General features: G+C 71.6%; 19 protein-coding genes and 1 pseudogene. 7 read left to right on the top strand and 13 right to left on the bottom strand.

Annotation, left to right across the window (positions count from 1 at the left end; all coding sequences use genetic code 11):
- Positions 1-45: 45 nt before the first annotated feature.
- From QF037_RS39325 to QF037_RS39310, 4 genes and pseudogenes are all read right to left on the bottom strand, one after another.
- Positions 46-672: a YigZ family protein gene (locus tag QF037_RS39325; protein WP_307033648.1), complete on the bottom strand. Its 627-nt coding sequence runs from the start codon at positions 670-672 to the stop codon at positions 46-48.
- Positions 673-724: 52 nt separating this feature from the next.
- Positions 725-1,159 carry a DUF6210 family protein gene (locus QF037_RS39320; RefSeq protein ID WP_307033646.1) on the bottom strand — a complete coding sequence of 145 codons (435 nt, stop codon included), beginning with the start codon at positions 1,157-1,159 and terminating at the stop codon, positions 725-727.
- Positions 1,156-1,697, bottom strand: a pseudogene (locus tag QF037_RS39315) (SixA phosphatase family protein). The gene QF037_RS39320 and the pseudogene QF037_RS39315 overlap by 4 nt, the downstream one beginning before the upstream one ends.
- Positions 1,694-2,395 carry a hypothetical protein gene (locus tag QF037_RS39310; RefSeq protein WP_307033644.1) on the bottom strand — a complete coding sequence of 234 codons (702 nt, stop codon included), beginning with the start codon at positions 2,393-2,395 and terminating at the stop codon, positions 1,694-1,696. Before QF037_RS39310 ends, QF037_RS39315 begins: the two are co-directional and overlap by 4 nt.
- Positions 2,396-2,761: 366 nt before the next feature.
- Between QF037_RS39310 and QF037_RS39305 the strand changes: the two genes are divergently transcribed.
- Entirely contained in the window at positions 2,762-3,169 is a 408-nt protein-coding gene (locus QF037_RS39305) for a CoA-binding protein (protein ID WP_307033642.1), read from the top strand.
- Here QF037_RS39305 and QF037_RS39300 read toward each other — a convergent pair.
- Entirely contained in the window at positions 3,126-4,046 is a 921-nt protein-coding gene (locus tag QF037_RS39300) for a radical SAM protein (RefSeq protein ID WP_307033641.1), read from the bottom strand. The genes QF037_RS39305 and QF037_RS39300 overlap by 44 nt on opposite strands.
- A 9-nt stretch (positions 4,047-4,055) precedes the next feature.
- On the opposite strand from QF037_RS39300, the gene QF037_RS39295 reads away from it, so the two are divergent.
- The gene (locus tag QF037_RS39295; protein ID WP_307033639.1) at positions 4,056-5,279 is read left to right on the top strand and encodes a 4-hydroxybenzoate 3-monooxygenase; all 1,224 of its coding nucleotides are present in this window, start codon (positions 4,056-4,058) and stop codon (positions 5,277-5,279) included.
- A 6-nt stretch (positions 5,280-5,285) separates the two neighbouring features.
- On the opposite strand, the gene QF037_RS39290 is transcribed toward QF037_RS39295, so the two are convergent.
- Entirely contained in the window at positions 5,286-5,645 is a 360-nt protein-coding gene (locus QF037_RS39290) for an ArsR/SmtB family transcription factor (RefSeq protein ID WP_307033637.1), read from the bottom strand.
- A gap of 61 nt (positions 5,646-5,706) precedes the next feature.
- Between QF037_RS39290 and QF037_RS39285 the strand changes: the two genes are divergently transcribed.
- Complete coding sequence (locus tag QF037_RS39285) at positions 5,707-6,726, top strand: cation diffusion facilitator family transporter (RefSeq protein ID WP_307033635.1); 1,020 nt, start codon at positions 5,707-5,709, stop codon at positions 6,724-6,726.
- Between the two features lie 10 nt (positions 6,727-6,736).
- Here QF037_RS39285 and QF037_RS39280 read toward each other — a convergent pair whose 3' ends face one another.
- Entirely contained in the window at positions 6,737-7,294 is a 558-nt protein-coding gene (locus QF037_RS39280) for a YbaK/EbsC family protein (protein ID WP_307033633.1), read from the bottom strand.
- 20 nt (positions 7,295-7,314) lie between these two features.
- The gene (locus QF037_RS39275; RefSeq protein ID WP_307033630.1) at positions 7,315-7,887 is read right to left on the bottom strand and encodes a helix-turn-helix domain-containing protein; all 573 of its coding nucleotides are present in this window, start codon (positions 7,885-7,887) and stop codon (positions 7,315-7,317) included.
- Positions 7,888-7,980: 93 nt separating this feature from the next.
- On the opposite strand from QF037_RS39275, the gene QF037_RS39270 reads away from it, so the two are divergent.
- On the top strand, positions 7,981-8,838 hold the full coding sequence (locus QF037_RS39270) for an EamA family transporter (protein ID WP_307033628.1): 858 nt from the start codon (positions 7,981-7,983) through the stop codon (positions 8,836-8,838).
- 11 nt (positions 8,839-8,849) lie between these two features.
- On the opposite strand, the gene QF037_RS39265 is transcribed toward QF037_RS39270, so the two are convergent.
- Positions 8,850-9,602 (bottom strand): acyltransferase, encoded by a 753-nt coding sequence (locus tag QF037_RS39265; RefSeq protein WP_307033626.1) that lies wholly within the window; start codon positions 9,600-9,602, stop codon positions 8,850-8,852.
- Positions 9,603-9,711: 109 nt separating this feature from the next.
- On the opposite strand from QF037_RS39265, the gene QF037_RS39260 reads away from it, so the two are divergent.
- The gene (locus QF037_RS39260) at positions 9,712-10,239 is read left to right on the top strand and encodes a gamma carbonic anhydrase family protein (protein ID WP_307037591.1); all 528 of its coding nucleotides are present in this window, start codon (positions 9,712-9,714) and stop codon (positions 10,237-10,239) included.
- Between the two features lie 97 nt (positions 10,240-10,336).
- On the opposite strand, the gene QF037_RS39255 is transcribed toward QF037_RS39260, so the two are convergent.
- From QF037_RS39255 to QF037_RS39245, 3 genes are all read right to left on the bottom strand, one after another.
- Entirely contained in the window at positions 10,337-10,981 is a 645-nt protein-coding gene (locus QF037_RS39255) for a DedA family protein (RefSeq protein WP_307033624.1), read from the bottom strand.
- A gap of 65 nt (positions 10,982-11,046) precedes the next feature.
- Entirely contained in the window at positions 11,047-12,648 is a 1,602-nt protein-coding gene (locus QF037_RS39250) for a carboxylesterase/lipase family protein (protein ID WP_307033621.1), read from the bottom strand.
- A gap of 177 nt (positions 12,649-12,825) precedes the next feature.
- The gene (locus QF037_RS39245; protein WP_373463867.1) at positions 12,826-14,532 is read right to left on the bottom strand and encodes an RICIN domain-containing protein; all 1,707 of its coding nucleotides are present in this window, start codon (positions 14,530-14,532) and stop codon (positions 12,826-12,828) included.
- A 458-nt stretch (positions 14,533-14,990) separates the two neighbouring features.
- On the opposite strand from QF037_RS39245, the gene QF037_RS39240 reads away from it, so the two are divergent.
- The gene (locus QF037_RS39240) at positions 14,991-15,872 is read left to right on the top strand and encodes a UTP--glucose-1-phosphate uridylyltransferase (protein ID WP_307033617.1); all 882 of its coding nucleotides are present in this window, start codon (positions 14,991-14,993) and stop codon (positions 15,870-15,872) included.
- A gap of 52 nt (positions 15,873-15,924) precedes the next feature.
- On the opposite strand, the gene QF037_RS39235 is transcribed toward QF037_RS39240, so the two are convergent.
- A complete protein-coding gene (locus QF037_RS39235; protein ID WP_307033615.1) occupies positions 15,925-16,377 on the bottom strand; it encodes a DUF4442 domain-containing protein in 453 nt (150 codons plus the stop codon).
- 71 nt (positions 16,378-16,448) lie between these two features.
- On the opposite strand from QF037_RS39235, the gene QF037_RS39230 reads away from it, so the two are divergent.
- Complete coding sequence (locus QF037_RS39230) at positions 16,449-17,333, top strand: hypothetical protein (protein ID WP_307033613.1); 885 nt, start codon at positions 16,449-16,451, stop codon at positions 17,331-17,333.
- Positions 17,334-17,347: the final 14 nt, after the last annotated feature.

Below are 17,347 nucleotides of genomic sequence, written 5' to 3'. Positions count from 1 at the left end.
CGAGACTAACGGCCGGGTCTGACATCACGGGTGGTTACCGGCCTTTCAGGCATCGCCATAGGCCTCTCCACCCAGTTCGAACCCGGCCGTCCCGGCGGTGACGTCGGCGAGCCAGGCCTCGAAGGCCGGTACGTCCGCGTCCGGCAGGCCGATCTCGATCGTGACGGCCTCGGCGTAGCGCACGTCGCGTACCTCGCGGCCGGTCGAGCGGAGGTCGTTCTGGAGCTTGCCGGCGCGCTGGTGGTCGACGGTGACCGTGGCGAGTCGGAAGCGGCGGCGGGTGATCGTGCCGAGGACGTCCAGGGCCTCGCCGACCGCTCCGCCGTACGCGCGGATGAGACCGCCCGCGCCGAGCTTGACGCCGCCGTAGTAGCGGGTGACGACGGCGACGGCGTACCGCATGTCGCGGCGCAGCAGCATCTGGAGCATGGGGACGCCCGCGGTGCCGCCTGGTTCGCCGTCGTCGCTCGCCTTCTGGATCGCTGCGTCGGCGCCGATGACGTAGGCGAAGCAGTTGTGGGTGGCGTCGGTGTGCTCCTTGCGGACGGAGGCGATGAAGTCCTGCGCCTCCCGCTCCGTGGCCGCGGGGGCGAGGGCGCACAGGAAGCGCGAGCGGTTGACCTCGGTCTCGTGCACGCCCGCGTGGGCGACTGTGCGGTACTCGTCCGGCATCCGGCCACCTTATGCGGACCGTCCCGGGGCGACGGCCGGGGGTGCGCGTCGGCTAGTCGGAGTTCTCCCAGGCCAGGAAGCCGGGGCCGTCGGGGGCGAGGACCGGGACCCAGGCCTCGTCGGCCTCGGCGAGGCGGGACTCGTCCAGGACGAGGGGGCTGGGCCAGGTGTCGTCGCGGTTGGCGGAGCCGTAGAGGTGGACGGCTACCGCCTTCCTGAGCCTTACCAGGAGCTCCTCGGACCAGTCCAGGCCGCGCGAACCGCATCCCTTCAGTTCCCGCGCGAAGATCTGCTTCAGCTCGTCGTCGAGGTCCCGCCCGAACACAGGGAGCAGATAGCCCTCCTGCTCGTAGGGCACACAGCCGTGACCTCCGCCCTGGGTCCGGTAGACCACGCCGGTCGGCGCCGCGACGACCACGAACATCCAGCCCTGATCGGTTCCGGTGCCGTCGGGGTCGAGGAAGACGTACCGCTTGGCCTCGGTCACTCCTTCTTGCCCCTGGCCACCGTCACCGCGGTCAGCAGTGCCGTGCCGGGGAGCAGGGCCTCCCATCCGGTGCCGCGCCAGGTCAGTACCGCGATGGCGGAGGTGGGGAACTTCACGTGGACGCGTTCCAGGGTGTCGTCCAGGCCGTCACCCGCCAGATCGAGTACGAGCTCCTCCAGACCGGGGTTGTGGCCGACCAGCAGCAGCGTCTCGACCTCGGCGGGCACCTCGTGCACGACGTCCAGCAGCTCGGCCGCGTCGGCACCGTAGAGGCGCTCGTCGTGCCGGACGGGTGGCGGAGTGCCCCACTGGGCGGAGGCGAGGTCCCAGGTCTGACGGGCGCGGACGGCGGTGGAACACAGCGCGAGGTCGGGCAGGAAGTCGGCCTCGACGAGCGCGCGGCCCGCGGCGGTGCGTCCCGGCGGCCGCGCGGGGCCAGTGGACGCCGGTGGTCGGGAACGCCCTCGGGCCAGGCGGACTTGGCGTGCCGCAGCACGACCAGGCGGCGCAGCGGGCCCGCGCCGGCGCGCGCGATCACGCGAGGGTCCCCAGGTCGCGGGTCAGTTCCAGACCGAGGAGCCGGTCGGCGTAGGCGTACGTCTCGAAGCGGGCGCCCTCCGGGAGGTCGGAGGCCTCGACCCCACGCAGGACGCGCAGCACCCCGGGGACATCCAGATCGTCCTCCCAGGCGGTACGCAGCTCTCCGCGGACGTCCTCGGGGACCGGCTTCGACGGATTGCGCGCCCATCCGGCGACGGCTCGGCGCCAGCATACGAGTGTGTCGTGGGCCTCCGACACGGCGGCCGCGTCGAGCCGTACGGGCAGGCCACGGCGGTGGGACAGCAACGCCAGCCGCAGCACACCGGGGTCGGTGTCCTCCGGGGAACCCGCGACCGGCGCGACGGCGAGCCGCACCCCGTCGGGTGTCGACCCGCCCTCGGCGACCACATGGATGACCTGCGGCCCGCCCGCGCCCGGGCCGCTGTCCCGGCCGTCCTCGAAAGGCCGGATGCCGAGGGCCGCGGCGCCCGCCCGTAGCTCCGCCCGGTCCCGTTCGGCGCTGAGCAGTGACCAGACCGGTGTGCCCCCGATCTCCAGGGCGCGGGCGAGGACGTCGGCGACGAGCAGCACGCGCAGGGCGGTGCCGTCGTACCCGGGCACATGTGCCTCGACGCGGGTCGGGCCACGGCGGGCAGGGACGGGGTCGCCGGTTCGGGCGTCGATGATGTGCAGCACGGAGTGAGCGTAGGCGGGGTCGGGGTCGTGCGCAGTCAGGTGGCGCGGATTCCGGTCAGGGTGGCGGAGTCCTGAGGAACGGTACGTGCCGACTCAGCGCTCCGCCCGGTCGCCGCCGTCTGGAGGTCTCCGACCAGGCCGTGGTCGGCGATGGGGGGGACAGCGCCGCAGGGCCCGACACTCGTGCCGGGCCGCCTCCGTCGCCATCGGGGTTGCGCGGGTCCGCGTGATCGAGGATCCGGCCCGTGCTCCGGTGAAGGTCCGCGGTGTCCCGCGTTGCGCTCCGGGAGAGCCGCGGGAATCCCGGTGCCCGGTCCGCTGTTGTCGCGCACATCAGCCCTGGCAGGACTTTCAAGGAGGCCGAGCGTGTACGGCGACCCAGCAACGATCCGCAAGATCCTCACCGAGAGCGGCGACACCTGGGCGATCGTGGGCCTGTCGTCGAACCAGCGGCGCGCGGCCTACGGCGTCGCGGACGTGCTCCAGCGGTACGGCAAGCGCATCGTGCCCGTGCACCCCAAGGCGGAGACGGTCCACGGCGAGCAGGGCTACCCCTCGCTGGAGGCGATCCCCTTCGACGTCGACGTCGTGGACGTGTTCGTCAACAGCGACCTCGCCGGTGCCGTCGCCGACGAGGCCGTCACGAAGGGCGCCAAGGCCGTCTGGTACCAGCTCGGAGTGATCGACGAGGCCGCGTACGAGCGCACCCGGGCAGCCGGTCTGGAGATGGTCATGGACCGCTGCCCGGCCATCGAGATCCCCAGGCTCGGCTGACCGGCCGGAGTTCCTGACCACCCCTGCCCCCCGCACGCGTTGATGTACACCCCGGGCATCGGGTGGCGCGTCCTTCTGGGCTCAGCGCCCGCTCGACGTACACGTACCGCAGTCCCGCGCCCCGTCCGATGCGCATCGCGCGCCCCAACCGCTCCGGTGAGGTGGGCCGTTGGCGGTGCATCCGGTAGGTCGGGGTGAAGCGCAGCAGATGCCAGGGGGTGTCGGGGCCGAGCCCGGCGACGAACTCGGCGATCCTCGCGAGCTGTTCGTCCTCGGCGCTGGTCCCGGGGATCAGCGGTGTGCTGATCTCCACCCACACCCCGGCGTCCTTCAGCGACAGGATCGTCTCCAGGACCGGGGCGAGCGGCGCGCCCGTGAGCCGGCGGTGCTCCTCCTCGCCGGCCGCCTTGAGGTCGTTGTTGACGGCGGCGAGGACCGGCGCGACGCGCTCCACGGCTTCGGGGGTGAGGAAGCCGTTGCTCTTCCAGACCACCGGGACGCCCGACGTCCGCGCGTGCGCGCCGAGTTCGAGGGTCAGCTCGGCCGCGAGGGAGGGCTCGGAGTACGACAGGGCGATGCCGCCGCCCCGCTCCACCGCGTTCCGCACCAGCGCCTCGGGGTCCGTGTCGCGCGGGGCGACGCGGCTGTCGGGGTCCCTGCCGTACTGGGAGACACGGTGGTTGACGCAGTGGTCGCAGCGGAACGAGCAGCCCGGCGGGGCCAGTGTCAGCAGCGGCAGGCCGGGCCGGAAGTGGTAGAAGGGCTTGCGCTCGACGGACGACCAGTGCTCGACGGTGGTGCCCCGGGTCGCGGTCAGGATCCGGTCGCCCTCGCGCCGGCGCACCTTGCAGGCGCCGGTGTCACCGTCGCGCGACATAATGCTCGGATGACTTCCCCCACCCCCCGCTCCAACTCCGGTGCCGTACACCGCAGTCCGGTCGTCGTCATCGGCGCCGGGCCCGCGGGGCTGACCATCGGGAACATTCTGCGGGCCGCCTCCCTCGACTGTGTGGTCCTGGAGATCGAGACCCGAGAGTTCATCGAGCGGCGGCCGCGGGCCGGGGTTCTGGAGGAGTGGGCCGTACGCGGTCTGGAGGAGCGGGGCCTCGCGGTGAGCCTGCTGGAGCGGGCGCAGCGGCACGCCGAGTGCGAGTTCCGGTTCGGCGGGGAGCGGTACCGGTTCGAGTACGCCGAGCTGACGGGCCATCACCACTGGATCTATCCGCAGCAGTTGCTGGTGACCGACCTGGTGCGCGAGTACGCCGACGTGCGCGGCGGCGACATACGGTTCGGCGTGCGGGACGTGGAGCTGCACGACCTGGACACCGACCGCCCGGCGGTGTCGTACACGGACCCGGAGTCGGGCGAACGGGTGCTGATCCGCTGCGACTTCGTCGCGGGCTGTGACGGTGCACGCGGCGCGACCCGCGCCGTACTGACGCCGGAGCGCGCGCACGTCTCCCGCTTCGACTACGGCATCGGCTGGCTGGCGCTGCTCGCCGAGGCCCCGCCGTCCAACGACTGCGTGGTGTTCGGCATGCACCCGAACGGCTTCGCCGGCCACATGGCCCGCAGCCCCGAGGTGACCCGCTACTACCTGGAGTGCCCGCCGGGCGACGACCCGGAGAACTGGTCGCACGACCGCGTCTGGTCGGAGCTGCGGGAGCGCCTGGGGGCGGCGGGCGCACCGCCCCTCACGGAGGGCCGGCTGATCGAGAAGCGCGTCCTCGACATGCACAGCTATGTCGTCGAGCCGATGGTGTTCGGCCGTCTCTTCCTCGCCGGGGACGCCGCCCATCTCACGGCGCCCATCGCGGCGAAGGGCATGAACCTCGCCCTGCACGACGCGTTCGTGCTCGGCGACGCGCTGGTCGCACAGCTCGGCAAGGGCGACGGCACGGGCCTGTCCGGCTACTCGGCCGCATGCCTGGGCCGGGTCTGGGACTACCAGGAGTTCTCCCAGTGGCTCTCCGACATCTACCACGGCACCTCCTCCGGCGACCCCTACCGCGCGGGCACCACCCTGGCCCGTCTGCGCCGCCTCTTCGGCTCGCCGTCCGCGGCGTCGGCCTTCGCGGAGCAGTACCTGGGCAAGGGGTCCGGGTACTGAGCCGTCTCAGTCGTGCACCGGCCGGTCGTCGAGCCGGTGGTCCGCCACACTGAGCGCCTCGTCCACCAGCCGTCGCAGATGCCCGTCCCGCAGTGCGTAGATCACCCGTCGTCCCTCTTTCCGTGTGGTCACCAGCCCCGCCAGCCGCAACCGGGCCAGGTGCTGGCTGACCGCGGGACGCGCCGCTCCGCAGGCTTCCGTGAGGGTCGTGACATCGGCCTCTCCGGTCGTCAGCGCGTGCAGCAGGGCGAGGCGGGTGCGGTCGCCGAGGAGGGCGAGGAGTTCGGCGGCGAGGGCGAACTGTTCGTCGCCGGGAGTACGCGGGTGCGCATGATGCGCAGGTGATAGGTGCATGCGTGCGCTCATACGCACATAATGACGTCGTGGGCTTCCCGCGTCCACCATCGCGCACCGGAAGGGCAACGACGTGAGCGACCGACACCACCACCATCACCGGCATGCGGGGCTGCGCCACCGCCTCGGCCATCTCCTCACCCCCCACTCCCACGAGAGCGCCGACAAGCTGGACTCCGCCCTGGAGTCCTCGGCGCGCGGCATGCGCGCCCTGTGGGTCTCGCTCGCGGTGCTCGGCGTGACGGCGGCGGCGCAGGCGGTCGTGGTGGTGATGTCCGGGTCGGTCGCACTGCTCGGGGACACCGTGCACAACACCGCGGACGCGCTGACCGCCGTGCCGCTGGGGATCGCGTTCGTGCTCGGCCGACGTGCGGCGACGCGGCGTTTCACCTACGGGTACGGGCGGGCGGAGGATCTCGCGGGCATCGCGATCGTGCTGACGATCGCCGCGTCGGCGGCGTTCGCCGGGTGGACGGCGATCGAGCGGCTCCTCGACCCGCGTCCCGTCCAGCACGTCCCGGCGGTCGCCGTCGCCGCGCTCGTCGGCTTCGCGGGCAACGAGTGGGTGGCCCGGTACCGGATCCGGGTCGGCCGGGACATCGGCTCGGCCGCGCTCGTCGCGGACGGACTGCACGCCCGCACGGACGGATTCACGTCACTGGCCGTGCTGCTGGGGGCGGGCGGTTCGGCCCTGGGCTGGCAACTCGCCGACCCCGTCGTGGGGTTGGCGATCACCGCCGCCATCGCTCTCGTACTGCGGGACGCGGCGCGCGAGGTGTTCCGGCGGGTGATGGACGCCGTCGACCCGGCGCTCGTCGACCGGGCCGAGCATGCCCTGCGGGAGGTCGAGGGCGTGCGCGAGGTCGGTGAGCTGCGGCTGCGCTGGATCGGGCACCGGCTGCGCGCCGAGGTCGCGGTGGTCGTCGACGGCGACATGACGGTACGTCAGTCCCATGCGGTGGCCGTCGAGGCCGAGCACGCCCTGCTGCACGCGGTCCCCCGGCTCACCGCGGCCCTGGTGCACGCCGACCCCGCACCGCTGCCGGGCGAGGACGACCCGCATCACACCCTCGCCCATCACGCCGCGGCCTGAGCTCGGGTACTCAGGCGATCCCGAGCCCCTCCAGCACCACCGCGCCGGGCAGCTCCGCGAACGCTTTCCCCGGCACCAGCAGCTTGCCGCGCCGTCGTCCGCTGCCCACCAGGACGTACGGCAGGTCGACGACGGCCGAGTCCACCAGCACGGGCCAGTCGGCGGGGAGTCCCACCGGGGTGATGCCGCCGTACTCCATGCCGCTCTCCCCCGTCGCCGTGTCCATCGAGGCGAACGAGGCCTTGCGGGAGCCGAGTTGGCGGCGCACCACGCCGTTGACGTCGACGCGGGTGGTGGACAGGACGACACAGGCGGCCAGTTGGGACTCTCCGCCGCGCTTGCCCGCGACGACGACGCAGTTCGCGGACTGTTCGAGCAGCTCCTGCCCGTAGTGCTGCACGAAGACGGCCGTGTCGGCCCACTGCGGGTCGGTCTCGACATAGACGATCTGCTCGGCGGGGACGCTGCCGCTCCAGCGGCGTACGGCGTCCGCGACGGGGGCGGTCAGCTCGTCGAGGCAGTCGGGGGCGGGCCGGGCGTTGTCGAAGTGTCCGATGGGTGCGTCCATGGCCGCACGTTAACAGCCGTTCAGGGGGCGGCCGGCACCGAGATGGCCAGCAGCAGTTCCATCGGGACGTCACCCTGATTGCCGTAGGTGTGCGAGGCGTTGGCCTCGAAGGTGACGCTGGAACCGGCCGGGACGCGGTACTCGACACCGTCGACGGTGAGGGTCAGTTCGCCGGCCGTGACATGGGCGATCTCGACCGTGCCGACCGGGTGCGGATCGGAGGAGCTGCTCTCACCCGGCATGAGCTTCCACGCCCACATCTCCAGTGGGCCGGGGGCCTCCGTGCCCGCGAGGAGCTTGCTGTAGCTGCCCGCGTCGGTGTGCCACAGCCGGACGACCTGCTCGGGCGGGACGATGCGCACCTTCGGGCCCTGCTCGTAGTCGAGCAGGGTGGTGACGCTGACCCCGAGGGCGTCGCCGATCTTCACGACCGTGCCGATGCTCGGATTGGTCCGGGCCTGTTCGATCTGGATGAGCATGCCGCGGCTGACTCCGGCGCGTGCGGCGAGCGCGTCGAGGGTGAAGCCGCGTTCGGTCCGCCAGCGCTTGACATTGCGCGCCAGGGACTGGGTCAGCAGATCGAGATCCGACACATCACGTCCAATATTCTGTATGACACAGTGCACCCTGCTGAACTACGGTGAGGTGCACCCGATCGTTCACCGAACTGTACTGCGAGGCGCCCCGTGACAGCATTCTTCGCCCTGGCCAGCAGCCTCCTGTGGGGGCTGGCCGACTTCGGCGGCGGACTGCTGGCCCGGCGCATCCCCGCGCTCACGGTGGTGGTCGTCTCACAGGCGATCGCGGCGGTCGTGCTCGGCGTGACCGTGGTCGCCACCGGCGGCTGGAGCGAGGCCGGGCCGCGGCTGTGGTTCGCGGTCGCCGCCGGACTCGTCGGCCCCGTCGGCCTGATCTGCTTCTACAAGGCGCTCGCCCTGGGCCCGATGGGCGTGGTCTCCCCGCTCGGCACCCTCGGCGTGGCCGTCCCGGTCGGCGTGGGGCTCTTCCTGGGTGAGCGCCCTGGTCCGGCGCAGTTCGCGGGGATCGGGGTCGCCGTCCTCGGTGTCGTCCTCGCGGGCGGCCCGCAACTCCGGGGCGCCCCCGTGCAGCGGCGGACCATCCTGCTCACCCTGGTCGCGGCGTTCGGCTTCGGCACGGTGTTCGCCCTGATCGCGGAGGCGTCCACCACGGTCACCGGCCTGTTCCTCGCGCTCTTCGTGCAGCGTGTGGTGAACGTCGCCGTGGGCGGCGCCGTCCTGTACGCCTCGGTCCGCAAGGGCGCCCCGGCGCTCCCGGCGGGCGGTTTCCCCTGGGCCTCGTTCCCGGCGCTGGCCTTCGTCGGCCTCGCGGACGTCGCGGCGAACGGCACCTACGCGGTCGCTGCCGGACTGGGCCCGGTCACCGTGGCCGCGGTGCTCGCCTCGCTCTACCCCGTGGTGACCGCCCTCGCCGCACGCGGTTTCCTCAGCGAACGGCTGCGGGCCGTCCAGGCGGCCGGCGCCGGCCTGGCCCTGGTGGGCACACTGCTGCTGGCGACCGGCTGAGCGTCCCCGGATCAGTCCAGCTCGGCGAGTTTCGCCGCGCTCTCCTCGTCCAGCCCGGCCAGCGCGTTGAGCTGCTCCGGCGTGACCCCCTCGGGGATCGGCCGGGGCGCCGGGGTCCGAAGCGGCGGCTGCCAGCCGTCCTCGGGCGTCCATCGCCGTACGACCCTGGCGGGCGCCCCCGCCACCACGGCGTGGTCGGGCACCGCACCGCGCACCACCGCCCCGGCCGCCACGACGACGTTCCGCCCGATCCGCGCCCCCGGCAGGATCACGGCGCCGGTGCCGATCCAGCAGCCGGGGCCGATCTCCACCGGCTCCATGCGCGGCCACTGCTTGCCGATGGGCTCGTGGGGATCGTCGTAGGAGTGGTTCGTGGACGTGACATACACATAGGGCCCGAAGTAGCAGTCGCTGCCGATGGTGACCGTCGTGTCGGCGATGACATGACTGCCGCGGCCGAGGACGACACCGTCCCCGATCCGCAGGATCGGTTCCGGACCGAGGTCCAGGTCGGGCATCAGACCGGCGGTCAGGGTCACCTGCTCACCGACGATGCAGTGCGAACCCAGCGTGATCCACGGCTCCCCGAAGACCGTGCCGAGCGGAAACGCGAGCCGCGAGTGCTCGCCCAGCGCGCCGAAGCGGAACCGTCCCGGGTGCTCGGCGGTCACGGAACCCGTGCGCTGCACCCAGGCCCAGCCCGCGTGGACGGCACGCTGCGCGAGGCTGCGACACCAGGATGAGAACGTGTTCTTCTTCGGCACGAGGTCACCGTACTCACGGTGCGGTGGGGCGCTGGGTGACCGGGCCTGTGATCTTCGCCCCACGCGCGTGGCGTACGGTGCCGGTGTCAGCGACGACGAGGAGCAGGCGATGACGCACAAGGCGTTGATCACGGGCATCGGCGGCCGGGAACCGGAGATCGACGGCGAGGCCTTCGTGGCCCCCACCGCCTCGGTGATCGGCGATGTGACGCTGGAGGCGGGGGCGAGCGTCTGGTACGGCGCCGTGGCCCGCGGCGACGTCGAGCGGATCTCCGTCGGCGCGCGGAGCAACATCCAGGACAACTGCACCCTGCACGCCGACCCGGGGTTCCCCGTGACGATCGGCGAGCGGGTGTCGGTGGGGCACAACGCGGTGGTGCACGGGGCGACGGTCGAGGACGACTGTCTGATCGGGATGGGCGCGACCGTGCTGAACGGCGCGGTGATCGGCGCGGGGTCGCTGGTGGCGGCACAGGCACTGGTCCCGCAGGGGATGCAGGTGCCGCCGGGGTCACTGGTGGCAGGCGTACCGGCGAAGGTGAGGCGTGAGCTGACGGAAGAGGAGAAGCAGGGAGTGACGCTCAACGGCACCCTGTACTCGGACCTGGCGAAGGCTCACGGAGAAATCCACGGCTAGACCCGGCTAGACCGACGCCCTGAGGGTCGCGGGGCTGTGTCGATGTGCGACTACCGCCGCGCGGGCGCGACCGGCCACAGACCACCCGCGCCTGACGTCAGTCAGAAGCCCCTACGGTCTCGGCCTCACGCACCGCACCCTGAGCCTTCGCGGCCTTGCGCTTGAGCACCAGCATCGAGGTGAGCCCGATCAGCACGGCGAGCACCAGGCCCAGCCACGAGAACCGCTTCAGCCACGACTCCGCGACGATGCCCACGTAGTAGATGACGGCCGTCGTACCGCCTGCCCAGAGGATCCCACCGAGAACGTTGGCGATCAGGAACTTCCAGTACGGCATCCGCAGCACACCCGCCAGCGGCCCCGCGAAGATCCGCAGCAGGGCGACGAACCGGCCGAAGAAGACGGCCCACATGCCCCACTTCTCAAAGGACCGCTCGGCCGTGGCGATGTGCCCCTCGCTGAAGTGCCGGGGGAACTTCCTGCCCAGCCAGGCCAGCAGCGGCCGGCCACCCTTGCGGCCGATCGCGTAACCGATCGAGTCGCCGATGATCGCTCCCGCGCTGGCGCAGGCGCCGAGGATGAACGGGTCGATCTCACCGTGCTGGGAAGCAAGCAGCGCGGACGAGACGAGGATGATCTCGCCCGGCAGCGGAATGCCCAGGCTCTCCAGACCGATGACCAGGCCCACCAGCAGATAGATGCTGACCGCGGGTACGGTCTCGAGCCATTCCTGGACGTGCACGGCCGGTTCCTCCCGTTGTCCTGTGTTTCCGGCGCACGCTCCTCGCGAGCGTGCGCCGGGGCAGCCTACCCGTTGAGTGTGACGGTGGCGGAGTCCCACAGGTTGCACCGGTGCTCACGGTGCACGGTCGCGCTCAAGGCGTTACCTCCGGCGGAGACGGTCCGCAGCGAGAGCACCGTCCCCGTCCCGCCGGGCATCGAGGGCTGTCCGTCCGCCCGCGGCACCCCACCGCGGATGAAGGTTCCCCAGTACTGGACCATCTGCCGCGCCAGCACCTTCTGCTCGCTGTTCAGCGGGGACCGGAGGCCGAAGTGCTTGAAGAGGTACTGCAACTCGTTGACATGGGTCGCCCCGAAGTCGAAGTCGGTTCCCAGGTTGCGCAGTGAGGCGAACGGCGGGGAGGTGCGGTCGGCGAACTCGTACCCGTAGACCGGCCCGCGCCCGGCGAGCACGCCGTCGAGTCGTAGCGCGCTGCACGCGAAGAGTGCGTCGCCGAGGGCCGTGGCATAGCCGATCGTCGGCGTCGGGTAGGCCGTGACCGGGTAGTGCCGGAGTGCCTCCTCGCCGAATTCCTCCCGCATGACCGTCGGATACCGCTCGACCGTGAGGGGGGTCCCGCCGAGGTCGAAGCGGGCGAAGGCGAAGAGCCGGCCCTCGTCCTGGTTCGCCCCGTTCATCACCGATACCCCGGCGGCGGCGCCCTGGGCGAAGGCGTCCGACGGCTGGGTGGGCAGGAAGCGTCCACCGGCCACCGGTCCCCAGTCGAACTCCCCCTGAGCGGCGAGGACTTCGGCGGCGGACTTGCCGCGCAGACAGGCGCCCGTCTCGCACCCGAGCTGCCGCGCGAACGCGGCCCCCTGGCTCACGGCCGTCTCCCGCGTCCGGGCGGCACAGTCGTCGTACGCCCCGCTCTCGATGATGCCCGCCCGGAACAGCCCCTTCGCCGTGGGTGAGGCAAGCTGGGTACAGACCGAGCGGCCGCCGGCGGACTCACCGGCGATGGTGACCCGGCCCGGGTCGCCCCCGAAGCGGCCGATGTTGGCGCGCACCCAGCGCAGCGCCGCCTGCTGGTCGAGCATGCCGAAGTTGCCGGAGACCCCGTCGCGGGCCTCGTCGTCGAGACCTGTGGTGGCGAGGAAACCCATCGCTCCCAGGCGGTAGTTGACGGTGACCACGACCGCGCCGGTCTGCCGGGCGAAGGTGTCGGGGACGATGTCCTGTCCGGCCCCTGCGGTGAGCCCGCCGCCGTGGAACCAGACCATGACCGAGCGGTGTCCCGCGCCTTCGGGGACGTACACATTGAGGTCGAGGCAGTCCTCGGTGTGCGAGGGCTGCTCGTACCCCGGGTCCCAACTCGTCGCCTGGACACACTTGTTGCCGAAGTCCTGTGCGGTACGCACCCCCTGCCACGGCCGGACCGCTCTCGGTTCCTTCCAGCGGAGCGCGCCGACGGGCGGCTCGGCGTACGGGATGCCGAGGAACTGCCGTCCCTCGGCGGTGACTTCACCCCGTACCAGACCTGCTTGGGTACGGACGACGGGGTCGGACGAGCCGACCGCCTGAGCGGGTGCGGGCGCGATGAGCGCGGCCGCGAGTGCCGTCAGGGCGGCGGTGATCACCCCGCCCAGCTGACGCGGGGCCGATCGCCTGGAGACGGTGCCGGTCATGAGCCGTCACTCCTTCGGTGTGCGGGCACGACTTTGTGAACACATCCGGTGAGAAACGCCAGGGGCGCGGCGGGAAAACTATGACCGTCGGTGACTCGTGTCAATGAGGTGAACGAGAAGCGGCCGGATGCCGACAAGAACCGAAGAAGGGGCCGCCTCGACGAGGCGGCCCCCGGGTCAGTGAAGGAGGGTTCCGACCGCGGTGACGACGGTTCCCGCGACCGGCACGTCCTGGAGGACGCCCGGGTCCTCGGGTTCGTCCCGGTGGTCGACCTGGGCCGCGCGTGGCTCGTACTCCCCCGCCTCGCCCGGAGCGTGGTCGTCGGGCTCCTCGGGGCGCACCGGCGCGGCGGTGGGTGACGGCGAGGTGGTGCCCGGGAGTCGGCGATCCTCGCCCTTCTCCTTCGTCCCACCCTTCTCCGTCTTCTCCGTCTTGTCTTCCTTCTCTTCCGTCCCGTCCTTCTTCCGCGTCTCCGCGGTGGGTCTGTCCGCCGTCTCGAACAGCCATCCCTGGTCCGCGGAGCCGTCGCGCTCGACCACTACGACATCGAGATCCTTGTCGGGTGCGACGACCAATCCCTTGCTCCAGCGGAGCAGGAGTTCACCGCGGACGGTGAGGTCGTACTGAATCTCACCGGCGTGCACCAGGCATCCGGCGAGGGCGACCGAACCCTTGTCGGTGTCGGCGCCGAGGCAGAGTGCGGGATCGGCGAGGCTGCGCAGCAGACCGTCGTCCTGGTACGACCACTGCTGCGACAGCGCCGAGGAGCAGGCCGCGAGCACCGTCGCGGAGCCCGCCTCGGCCTTGTTCCCACGGATGTCGAGGCAGAGATCGGCGGCGCGGCTGCGGAGTCTGCCCTGGCCGATCTCCACGGGGTCGCTCGCGGAGGCGGCCGACGGGGAACCGTCGGACGAGGGCGCCGAGTCGGGGCTGGGCACGACGTCGTTGCCGCTGGGTGCGCCCCAGGTGACGCCGGGGTCGGGGACACCGTTGTCATCGGACCAGCCCTTGGTGACGAGGACGGTCGCGAGCAGGGCGAAGGAGGTCAGGCCCACGACCATCACCGCCTTGGTGTGCCGTCTCGGTGCGGCGCCACGTGTGGGCCGGTGCCGGCCGCCGCGCGGACGCACGGTCGGCGCCTGGCTCGAACCGCCGCGGCCGGGCCGGGAGTCGATATAGCGCCGGGCGCCCCAGCCGAGCACGGTCTCGGCGAGCAGCGCCTCGAGGCCGCCGTCGAAATGGCTGAGCTGTTCGGCGGCGTGCCGGCAGTGGCGGCACTCCATCAGATGCTGCTGGACATCGGGGAGCAGAGCGCCGCCACGGCGAATCGGGACGTCGAGGAGGCGGTTGTAGAAACCGCAGCCCTTGGAGGGCGCGAGTTCCCGGTGGGCTCGTACACAGCCTTCCCGGAATTGGTCGCGCGCCCGTTCCAGCCCGTCCGCCGCCTGGGGGATGTCGATCCCCAGCAGACCGGCCGGTACGGATATGTGCTCGGCCTCGACCTCGACATGCCACAACAGGCATTGCGAGGCACCCGGAAGGGCCTGGAATGCGCGCTCGGCGAGCTGTCGCCTTTCGGGGGTGGCGCCCCGTGCGGCGCGCAGTCCGCGGCCGCCGGTCGTTTTGCCCAGCTCCGGCAGCGCCGCGGAAATGCGGTCCTGGGCGGCCCACTCCTTCACCGTGTCCCGTACGGCGGCCAGGAGTTGGGGCCGCACCGCGCCCCCGCCCGCCCGTCCGAGCACCCGGTGGAACGCCGCGGCGGCCACCAGCTCCGCCGAACCGGACGAGGAGGCCAGACAAATGACGGCGTAGTCATGGGTGGCCCGCCAGTGCCGGGCCATCAGCAGTGCGACGGCGCGGTCACCGCCCTCGGCATCGCCCAATTGGGCGACGAGATTTCGGTCGGTCTCCCCCGGAGTCGCTCCGGGGCGCGGCGGATAGGGGGGCCTTGGGGGGTATGGGGATTGCACTGAACCATTTCCTTCCAAGCCGCAGGACGGCATGGCTATTGCGCGTCCGCCGGAAAGCAGGTGCGTGATTGGTGCATACCTATGTCGCGTCAGGTACGGTGCGGTCATTCGGGGCGGTCACTTTCGCACACGTGAATCACAGGAAACAAGAAGTTCGAGTGACCAAGGTTCAAAACGCAGTGAATTCAGATAAGTTACCGGCGGTATCCGCACCCGCATTCGAAGCCCCGAACCGGCCGACGCCAAGTTGTGTGCGACCAAAGACAGTTGGCACACGAAATCTCCAACTTCCGCCGCCCCGGGCCCGACACACAGCACGCTCCCAGCCTTCTCCCTGGAAGCTCTCATTCCCGTCGGTCGGCATGGGCCGCATGATCGTCCCCCACACGCGCTTCCCGCCCGCGACCAAGGCGACGCCGAAGGAGATGCTGCCGGTCGTCGACAAGCCGGCCATCCAGTACGTCGTGGAGGAGGCGGCCGCGGCCGGTCTCGACGACGTGTTGATGATCACCGGTCGCCACAAGCGGGCCATCGAGGACCACTTCGACCACGCCTTCGAACTGGAGCAGGCCCTCGCGGCGAAGGGCGACACGGTCCGCCTCGACGCCGTGCGCGACCCGGCCCGCCTCGCCGGCATCCACCACATCCGCCAGGGCGAACCCCTCGGCCTCGGCCACGCGGTGCTGTGCGCCCGTCGGCACGTCGGCGCCGAGCCGTTCGGCGTCCTGCTCGGCGACGACCTCATCGACCCGCGCGAGACACTGCTCAGCCGGATGCTCGACGTCCGCGACGCGCACGGCGGGAGCGTCGTCGCGCTGATGGAGGTGGCCCGCGAACAGATCCCTCTCCACGGCTGCGCGGCCGTGGAAAGGACGGGCGATGACGACGTCGTCCGCGTGACCGGGCTCGTGGAGAAGCCGTCGCCCGAGAACGCGCCCCGCACCTACGCGGTCATCGGCCGCCATGTCCTCGACCCCGCGGTCTTCGCCGCCCTGGAGCGCACCCCGCCCGGCCGCGGCGGCGAGATCCAACTGACCGACGCCCTCCAGGAACTCGCCGTGGGCGGCACGGTGCACGGGGTCGTCTTCGAGGGACTGCGCTACGACACCGGCGACAAGGCGGACTATCTGCGCACGGTGGTCCGGCCGGCCTTCGACCGGCCCTATCTGGGGCCCGAATTCCTCGCCTGGCTCAAGGAGTTCGTCGCGGCGGCCGAGAACGGCGGAACCGGACACCGGCGGTTCGCGGCCTGATCACACACCAGGGCCCCGACCGGCGGCCGGGGCCGTGCCAGGAACGCGTGGCTCAGCCGTTGGGACGCAGGGTCCAGACCACGGTCATCTCACCGGTCACCGCCCCGTCGGCACGGCGGATCTCGATCGTCACCGGGAACTCGGGGCGCTCCCCCGCGTCCAGCTCGGCGACCACGTCGGCGGCGGGGCGGCCCAGGGTCGCGGTGGCGGTGACGGCCCCCATCGCGAGCTTCTTGTACGCGATCTCGGCCTTGACGGCGAGCGGCACGGCTCGCGAGAGCTGGTCCCCGAACGCGGCGAGGACGATGGAGCCGCTGGCGGTCTCGCCGAGCGTGAACATGGCGCCGGCGTGCGGGCCGCCCACGTGGTTGTGGTACTCGCCCTGGTCCGGCAGGGACACCACGGCCTTGTCCGGCGTGGTCTCCAGGAACTCGAGGTGCAGGGTCCGGGCCATGGGCACGGTGGCGGACAGCATCTCGCCGATCGACATCTGGTCTGCGCTCATGACCGGCATGTTACCCACGAGTAGCCTCGAATGACCAGGTCGGTGTGATGATCGTCGTATCCTTACCGCCCATGTGGCCAGGAGAGCGACCGCCGGGGGGCGGAACGAATCCGCAGCAGGACGCGAATCCCTATCAGCAGCCGGGATATCAGCAGCCCAACCCGTACACCGCGCAACCGCCGCCCGCGCCGGACGGCGGGAACCGGCGTACGAGAACCGTCGCCCTCGCCGCGACCGCGGCCGTTGTGGTCGCCGCCCTGGTGACCGGCGCCGTGTTCCTCGGCGGCGGCAGCGACGACGAGACGGCACCGGACCCGACGCGCTCCTCGGCCTCGCCGACCGCGTCCGACGGCCGGAAGCCGACCGTGGACGGCTGGAAGGCCGTGGTGAACACGGACCTCGGCGTCGCCTTCGACGTTCCGGCGGACTGGGCGCTGGAGTCGAGGGACTGGGTGTCCTACGTCGCGGAGGACGACGATCCCGACGAGACACCGCTGGTCGCCATGAAGGGCCCCGCCGTCCTCAAGGCGCAGTGGTGCACCTCGGACGACGACAAGGACGGCAGGACCGACGACACCCCGTTGGCGAGCGCCGGATCACGGGGCAACAACGGCGCGCGGAGCACGGAGGAGATCGCCCGCGCCGACTCCGCGGCCTGGGTCTACGGCATGTACACCCAGCCGGACAGGAAGAAGGTGACCACCGCGGCCGCCACCTCCTTCACCACCGCGTCGGGCCTGACCGGCAGCGTCGCCACGTCGGAGTCCTCCGGGGTCGAGCGGCGGGACAAGTGCGACACGGACGGCAAGGCGACGACCTTCGCCTTCAAGAACGCCAAGGGTGACTTCGCGTCGTGGTCCTTCTTCGGCGCCGCGGGCGTCGACGCGGAGGTTCCGCAGGCCACGGTCGAGAAGATCCTGAGCACGGTACGCGTGTTCACGCCCGAGGAGTCCTGACTTGCTACGTCCCT

Origin of the sequence: Streptomyces canus, assembly GCF_030815415.1 — a bacterium.
Taxonomy (GTDB): domain Bacteria; phylum Actinomycetota; class Actinomycetes; order Streptomycetales; family Streptomycetaceae; genus Streptomyces; species Streptomyces canus_F.
The sequence above is the reverse complement of the archived record's forward strand: the minus strand, read 5'-3'. Positions and strand labels throughout refer to the sequence as shown.

What these genes read in the sequence shown, in the direction of transcription:
- QF037_RS39325 (WP_307033648.1), bottom strand. Translation starts at nt 672, where the DNA reads ATGCCGGACGAGTACCGCACAGTCGCCCACGCGGGCGTGCACGAGACC.
- QF037_RS39300 (WP_307033641.1), bottom strand. Translation starts at nt 4,046, where the DNA reads ATGTCGCGCGACGGTGACACCGGCGCCTGCAAGGTGCGCCGGCGCGAG.
- QF037_RS39295 (WP_307033639.1), top strand. Translation starts at nt 4,056, where the DNA reads ATGACTTCCCCCACCCCCCGCTCCAACTCCGGTGCCGTACACCGCAGT.
- QF037_RS39290 (WP_307033637.1), bottom strand. Translation starts at nt 5,645, where the DNA reads ATGAGCGCACGCATGCACCTATCACCTGCGCATCATGCGCACCCGCGT.
- QF037_RS39280 (WP_307033633.1), bottom strand. Translation starts at nt 7,294, where the DNA reads ATGGACGCACCCATCGGACACTTCGACAACGCCCGGCCCGCCCCCGAC.
- QF037_RS39260 (WP_307037591.1), top strand. Translation starts at nt 9,712, where the DNA reads ATGACGCACAAGGCGTTGATCACGGGCATCGGCGGCCGGGAACCGGAG.
- QF037_RS39250 (WP_307033621.1), bottom strand. Translation starts at nt 12,648, where the DNA reads ATGACCGGCACCGTCTCCAGGCGATCGGCCCCGCGTCAGCTGGGCGGG.
- QF037_RS39240 (WP_307033617.1), top strand. Translation starts at nt 14,991, where the DNA reads ATGATCGTCCCCCACACGCGCTTCCCGCCCGCGACCAAGGCGACGCCG.
- QF037_RS39235 (WP_307033615.1), bottom strand. Translation starts at nt 16,377, where the DNA reads ATGAGCGCAGACCAGATGTCGATCGGCGAGATGCTGTCCGCCACCGTG.
- QF037_RS39230 (WP_307033613.1), top strand. Translation starts at nt 16,449, where the DNA reads ATGTGGCCAGGAGAGCGACCGCCGGGGGGCGGAACGAATCCGCAGCAG.